The 6,105-nt window shown below is 75.0% G+C and carries 6 protein-coding genes; 4 read left to right on the top strand and 2 right to left on the bottom strand.

Going from position 1 to position 6,105, the window contains the following annotated elements; translation table 11 throughout:
- Positions 1 to 318: 318 nt before the first annotated feature.
- On the top strand, positions 319 to 1,575 hold the full coding sequence (locus tag ABD54_RS24920) for an FAD-dependent oxidoreductase (protein WP_053063653.1): 1,257 nt from the start codon (positions 319 to 321) through the stop codon (positions 1,573 to 1,575).
- A gap of 70 nt (positions 1,576 to 1,645) precedes the next feature.
- On the opposite strand, the gene ABD54_RS24915 is transcribed toward ABD54_RS24920, so the two are convergent.
- Together ABD54_RS24915 and ABD54_RS24910 are read right to left on the bottom strand one after the other, a co-directional pair.
- Positions 1,646 to 2,170, bottom strand: coding sequence for a hypothetical protein (locus tag ABD54_RS24915; RefSeq protein WP_047871984.1), 525 nt, complete (start codon positions 2,168 to 2,170; stop codon positions 1,646 to 1,648).
- Between the two features lie 242 nt (positions 2,171 to 2,412).
- Positions 2,413 to 3,117 (bottom strand): IclR family transcriptional regulator, encoded by a 705-nt coding sequence (locus ABD54_RS24910; protein ID WP_047871983.1) that lies wholly within the window; start codon positions 3,115 to 3,117, stop codon positions 2,413 to 2,415.
- 119 nt (positions 3,118 to 3,236) lie between these two features.
- Between ABD54_RS24910 and ABD54_RS24905 the strand changes: the two genes are divergently transcribed.
- The 3 genes from ABD54_RS24905 (at position 3,237) to ABD54_RS24895 (ending at position 6,056) form a co-directional block, all read left to right on the top strand.
- On the top strand, positions 3,237 to 3,650 hold the full coding sequence (locus tag ABD54_RS24905) for a nuclear transport factor 2 family protein (RefSeq protein ID WP_047871982.1): 414 nt from the start codon (positions 3,237 to 3,239) through the stop codon (positions 3,648 to 3,650).
- A 101-nt stretch (positions 3,651 to 3,751) separates the two neighbouring features.
- Entirely contained in the window at positions 3,752 to 4,585 is an 834-nt protein-coding gene (locus tag ABD54_RS24900) for an SDR family NAD(P)-dependent oxidoreductase (protein WP_047871981.1), read from the top strand.
- Positions 4,578 to 6,056: an FAD-dependent oxidoreductase gene (locus ABD54_RS24895; protein WP_047871980.1), complete on the top strand. Its 1,479-nt coding sequence runs from the start codon at positions 4,578 to 4,580 to the stop codon at positions 6,054 to 6,056. Before ABD54_RS24900 ends, ABD54_RS24895 begins: the two co-directional genes overlap by 8 nt.
- Positions 6,057 to 6,105 lie beyond the last annotated feature (49 nt).

Genomic DNA, 6,105 nt, shown 5'->3' with positions numbered 1-6,105 from the left:
ACCGTCGCGCCACGCGGTGCGGGTGGACGGGGCCCCGGTCACGTGCACGCCCGCCGAGTTCCAACTGCTCGCCGCGCCCGGCCCGGACGCGGACCGGCGAGCCGCGCGGGGCTCCGGAGCCTCCTGAGGGGACCGCCCCCGTGCCCGCGGACCCGAACTACACCGGCTGACCGGCCGGTCCACGACCGGTGCCACCCCGTGGCGCGCACGGGGTGGCACCGCGGTACGGGGCCGGTCCCCTCAGGAGGCTCCGGAGCCCCGCGCGGCTCGCCGGTCCGCGTCCGGGCCGGGCGCGGGCGGCTGGCCTACGCTGGCGCCATGACTGATCTGCCGCAGCGCTGCGACGCCGTGGTCGTGGGGGCGGGCACGGCCGGGCTGGTCGCCGCAGCCGACCTCGCCGCCGCCGGGCTCGACGTGACCGTCGTGGAGGCCGGGGAGTCCGTGGGGGGACGCGTCCGCAGCCACGTGCGGGACGGCTACGTGCTCGACCGCGGCTTCCAGGTCCTCAACACCGCCTACCCGGCCGTGCGCCGCCGCCTGGACCTGGACGCCCTGCGCCTGCGGTCCTTCCCCAAGGGGATGGCCGTGCGCACCGACCGGGGGCTGCTGCGGCTGCACCCGTCGCCCTCCGGGGCGCTGTCGTCGCTGTCCCTGCTGTCCGGATCGCTCGTCCGCCCATCCGACCTCTTCCGCCTGCTGCGCGCCGTGGCCGCGGACGCCCTCGAACCGGCCGACCGGATCAAGGCCCGGCCCGAGACCGACACCCTCACCGCGCTGCGCCGCCTCGGCCTGGGCAGACGGGCCGTGAACACCCTCGTGCGCCCCTTCCTGACCGGCGTCTTCCTGGACGAGTCCCTGAGTACGTCCAGCAGGGTCAACGACCTGGTCTGGCGCAGCTTCGCGCGGGGGAGGCTGGCCGTCCCGGAGGCGGGGATCCAGGCCGTCTCCGACCAGCTCGCGGCGCGCGCCGGGAGCGCGCGGTTCCTGCTGGGGACGCCCGCGCACGAGGCGGCTCCGGGGCTGGTGCGCACCGAGGCGGGCACCGTCCGGGCCCGCGCCGTCGTGGTCGCGGTCGGCCCCGGAGCGGTGCCCAAGCTCCTGCCCTCGCTGCCCGCGCCGGTGCTCAACCCCGCCACCACCTACTACCACTCCCGTCCCGCCGGACCCGACGACGACCCGCTCCTGCACGTGGACGGGCGCTCCCGGCGCAGCGGGACCAGGCTGAGCAGCGTCATGGTGCTGACGGCCACCGCCCCGTCCTACGCGCCGCCCGGCCGGGCGCTGATCGCCTCCTCCACGGTGGGGCCCCGCCAGCCCCCGGAGGCCGAGGTGCGCGCGGAGGCCGCCGGCCTCCTGGGCGAGCGGGACGGGGACTGGGAGCACCTGGAGACCGTCCACGTGCCCGACGCCCTGCCCGCGGCGCCGCCGCCCCTGGGCGACCTGCGCCGTCCGGTCCGCCTGGAGGAGGGCCTCTACGTCGCGGGCGACCACCGCGACACGCCCTCGCTCCAGGGTGCGCTGGTCAGCGGGGCGCGTGCCGCCGCCGCGGTCCTGGCCGACCTCGCCGGGCGGTGAGCCCGGCGGCGGAGCGGCGCACGGGCCGCTGAGGAACGCCCCGCCCGTGGCCGGGCGGGGCGGAACCGGGTCACAGGCGGCTGATCCAGAAGGAGCTGATCGCGTTGTCCGCCCCCGAACCGACGTAGGACTCGCTGAAGCCGCTGTCGCCGCACTTGCCGCAGTAGTACGCGTCGGCCCCGTAGTTCGCGTGGTGGTACCCCGACACCGTGTTGCAGCCGTTGAACGTGCGGAACGAGCTGACGCGGTCGTTCCAGTCGTCGCCGACGTAGGCGATGCCGTAGCCCTCCCTGTCGCAGCCGCCGAAGTCCCCGCGGACCTGCGTGCTGCCCCCGGCGAAGTCCGGCAGGGCGTACCAGGTCATCAGCAGCGTGTCCGCCGCGGCCTGGTGGGACCTGTCGCGGGACCGGGCGTCGGGGAAGCAGGCGTGCGACAGCACGGCGGACTCCTCCTGACCGGGTCGGAGCGCGTCGAGGACGAGGACGCAGTGCTCGTCCCCGACGGTGGCCTGCGCGGGCGAGGAGAGCGGAAGGAGGCACAGGACGGCGGCGGACGCGGCGGTGGTCGCCGCGCGGAGGGCTGTGGAAACGCGCACGGGATTCTCCTCGGATACTGCGGACCTTGCGTGCCCGCGCGGACACTCTCCAGCACGGAGGGGGAGCTGCCAAGGGCCCCGGGGTCCGAAACCGGGACCTCGGGGCGGCGCATTCCGACTGGTCGGAGGAACGTGAGGTGCGCCGGGGTGCGACGAGTCGGCTCCAATGCGCCGATAACCGGCGCCTTTTCCCCCGGTCGCGGCCAGGGGAAAAGGTCCGGCCCGTCCCGCCCGGCCCCGGCTCAGGGCAGGTGCACCATCCCGGCGATCCGGCTGGCCGCCTCCCGCACGGCGGCGCCGAAGGGGGCGGGGTCGTCCAGCTCCAGGAGCGAGACGCCGACGCTGGCCACCGGGTCGGAACGCCGACCGACCACCGCCGCCGACACCCCGGTCACCGCGTTGGTCACCTCGGCGTGGGAGACGGCGTAACCCCGCTCGCGGGCCAGGACGACCTCCTCGCGCTCCCCGGGACGGGGCGGCATGGCAGCGAGCAGCGCCAGTCCGGCCGAACCCTTGTCGATGGGATCGACCCGACCGGTCCTGAAGGCGATGTGGGCCGTGGCCCCGCGCGGTTCCACCACCATCAGGGCGCGCGCCTCGCACTCACCCTCGGGGACGACGAGGTGCGCGGTGGCCGCCTGCGACTCGGCCAGCTCGGCCAGGACCGGGCCGGCGACCTGGCGCAGGTCCGCCTCCACCGACTCGGCCAGCGCGACCAGTCCGGGCCCCAGGGTGATGCGCTTGAAGGGGTCGCGTTTGCACAGCCGGTGCTCCTCCAGCGTGCGCACCAGCCGGTGGGCGACCGTGCGGTGCACCCCCACCCCCTCGGCGATCTCGGTGAGCGACAGTCCGTGCGGACTGCGGCTGAGCAGCTCCAACACCTCGATCCCGTTGTGCAGGGTCTTGGACGTGCGGGTGTTGGGCCTGTGGGCCGGTGTCTCGGGCATCTGGCTCCTCTCGCACCGCGAAGATACACCTCCCGCCCCTTGACGCAGGTGACGTGTGACACATACGTTAAGCCTTAATTGCACACCTAGTGCGATTATCGCACGCCGAGGGGGAGGATATGGACGGTTCGCTGGTCACCGGCATCCACCAGCTCTACGCGCGCCAGTCCCATCTGATCGACGGCGGCCACGCCGACGCCTGGGCGCGGACCTTCGCCCCCGACGGCGAGTTCCACTCACCGACCTATCCCGCGCCGGTCGTGGGGCGCGCCCGCCTGCGGGCCTTCGCCGAGGACTTCGCGCACGCCGCCCGGGAGGCGGGCGAGGTGCGCCGCCACGTGGTCACCAACCTCTTCGTGGAGTCCGCGGACACCACACAAGCCCAGGTCAGCGCCTATCTTCAGGTCATCGGCACCCGTGTGACGGGTGACACCGCGATCCTGAGGTTCACCACCCTCAGCGACCGCCTGGTCCACGACGGACAGGACTGGCGCGTCGCGCGCCGGGACGTCCGGCGCGACGACACCGCCTGAACCCCGGCCGCGCCCGACCGGACCCGCGCCCACCGCACCCGTCCCCGGCAGACCCGGACCCGCCATCCCGGTCCCGCCCCACCAAGGAAAGGCCGCACACCATGACCCAGTACGAGGGCACCGGCCCCGCCCGCGTCGTCCACCGCGTGATGGAGGCCGTCCACCCCGAGATGACCGGCCGCACCGCGGTCGTCACCGGGGCGGCGCGCGGCATGGGCCGCAGCTTCGCCGCCGCCCTGGCCGCCCGCGGCGTCAACGTCGTCGCGGCCGACATCAACGACGTCGACATGAAGCGGGTCGCCGACGAGATCAACCGCGACCTGGCCGACGGCGCCCTGAGCGGGCGGCCCGGCCGGGTCGCCCCCCGCCGCGTCGACGTGGTCGTGCCCGAGCAGCACGACGACCTCGCCCGCACCGCCGTCGACGAGTTCGGCTCCCTCGACTACTGGGTCAACAACGCCGGGGTCTTCCCTTACGCCACCGTCGGCGAGATCACCGCCGAGCAGATGTCCGCCGTCCTCGACGTCAACGTCCAGGGGGTCCTGCACGGCGCCCAGGCCGCAGCCCGCCGCATGCGGCCCGGCGGCGTCATCGTCAACATGTCCTCGGTGTCGGCGGTGCGCGTGCGCCGGGGCCGCGCCGCCTACTGCGCGTCCAAGGCCGCCGTCGCCCACCTGACCGAGTCCCTCGCCGTCGAACTGGGCGACAAGGGGCTGCGCGTCAACTCCATCGCCCCCGGCTTCATCGACACCGAGATGACGCGCTGGCTCCAGGACGACCCCGAGGCCCTGGCCGCCGCCCTGGACAACGTGCCGCTGCACCGGGTCGGCTCCCCCGAGGAGGTCGTCGGCGTCCTGCTCTTCCTGCTCTCCGACAGCAGCCGCTACGTGACCGGGCACAGCATCGCCGTCGACGGGGGGTCCCGCCATGTCTGAGCACGTCGGCCACCACGACCAAGACGACGAGGAGACCGCCGACGTCGTCGTCATCGGCGGGGGAGGGGCCGGGCTCGCCGCGGCCGCCACCGCCGCCGAGGAGGGCGCGCGCGTCCTGCTGTTCGAGTCCGAGTCCGAACTGGGCGGCTCCACCCAGCTCTCGGCCGGGCTCTTCACCGCCGCCGCGACCAGCGTCCAGCGCGGCGCGGGCGTGGAGGACAGCGCCGAGCGCTTCTACCAGCACTACATGGACCTCAACCAGTGGATGCTCGAACCCGGGCTGGTCCGCGCCTTCTGCGAGAACGCCGGACCCACCCTGGAGTGGCTCATCGGACTGGGCGCCGGGTTCCCGGCCCGGACCTCCACCAACGCGCACACGCCCGGCCTGACCCGGGCCGGGGTCGAGGACGTCTGGCGCGCCCACGTCCCCGCCGACCAGGGGCTCGGGCTGGTCCAGGTGCTCGCGGCCGCCTGCCGCCGCCTCGGGGTGGAGACCGTGCTCAACACCCGGGTGCGGCGCCTGCTGTTCGAGGACGGCCGGGTGCGCGGAGTCGTCGCCGACGGCGTCACCGTCCGCGCGAACGCCGTCGTGGTCGCCACCGGCGGCCTGGCCCAGGACCCCGAACTGCTCAAGGAGTACTACCCGGACGCCCTGGAGGCGGGCGAGCACGCGTTCGTCGTGGCCGCGCCCGGCAGCCGGGGCGACCACATGGGCTTCGCCGAACAGGTGGGCGCCTCCGTGACCGGCGCGGGCTGGGGGCTGCGGCTCCCCACCGTCTACTTCCAGCGCCAGCACCACTGGCAGTCGGGGTTCCCGCCGCTCTCGCGCGTCTACGTCAACGGGGCCGGGCGCCGCTTCATGGACGAGGACGCCTCCTACGCCGTCTCCACCGGCATCATCGACGCCCAGGGCGGCTCCGCCTGGTGCGTGTTCGACGACCGGGCCCGGGCCTCGCTGCCCGCCGGGTACGCGGACTGGACGCCAGAACGCGTCACAGAGGAGGCCGACGCGGGCCGCACCCTGCGCGCCGACACCCTGGAGGAACTGGCCGCCCTCATGGGCGTGCCCGAGGCCGCGCTGCTCACAACGGTGCGGACCTGGAACTCCCGGCTGCCGAACGGGCGGGACCCGGACTTCCTGCGCCACCTGACCCTGCGCGACAAGGGGGCGCAGACCGACCCCGAGCCACTGGACACCGCTCCGTACTACGCGGCCCGCGTGCTCCCCGCCGAGATCGTGTGCACGCACGCCGGTCTGGAGATCGACTCCGCCGCCGCCGTGCGCGACCGCACCGGGACCGCGGTCCCCGGGCTCTTCGCCGCGGGCGAGGCGGGCGCCGGTGTCCTCGGCCCCCGCTACGTAGGCGGCGGCAACGCGGTCGCCAACGCCCTCACGATGGGCCGCGTAGCCGGCCGGGGAGCGGCGGGCGCGCGGACCGGACCCGACCGGCGGGCGCGACCCGTCGCCTGACGGGCGGCGCCACCGGACACGCCCCGGGGCGGGGGTCCTGAGGCGCACC

Origin of the sequence: Nocardiopsis sp. RV163, from assembly GCF_001029525.1 — a bacterium.
In the GTDB taxonomy this organism is placed as follows: Bacteria; Actinomycetota; Actinomycetes; order Streptosporangiales; family Streptosporangiaceae; genus Nocardiopsis; species Nocardiopsis dassonvillei.
The sequence above is the reverse complement of the archived record's forward strand: the minus strand, read 5'-3'. Positions and strand labels throughout refer to the sequence as shown.

Bases quoted from the DNA above. Each gene is read 5' to 3' on its own strand.
- ABD54_RS24895 (WP_047871980.1), top strand. From the start codon at position 4,578: ATGTCTGAGCACGTCGGCCACCACGACCAAGACGACGAGGAGACCGCC.
- ABD54_RS24920 (WP_053063653.1), top strand. From the start codon at position 319: ATGACTGATCTGCCGCAGCGCTGCGACGCCGTGGTCGTGGGGGCGGGC.
- ABD54_RS24900 (WP_047871981.1), top strand. From the start codon at position 3,752: ATGACCCAGTACGAGGGCACCGGCCCCGCCCGCGTCGTCCACCGCGTG.
- ABD54_RS24905 (WP_047871982.1), top strand. From the start codon at position 3,237: ATGGACGGTTCGCTGGTCACCGGCATCCACCAGCTCTACGCGCGCCAG.
- ABD54_RS24910 (WP_047871983.1), bottom strand. From the start codon at position 3,117: ATGCCCGAGACACCGGCCCACAGGCCCAACACCCGCACGTCCAAGACC.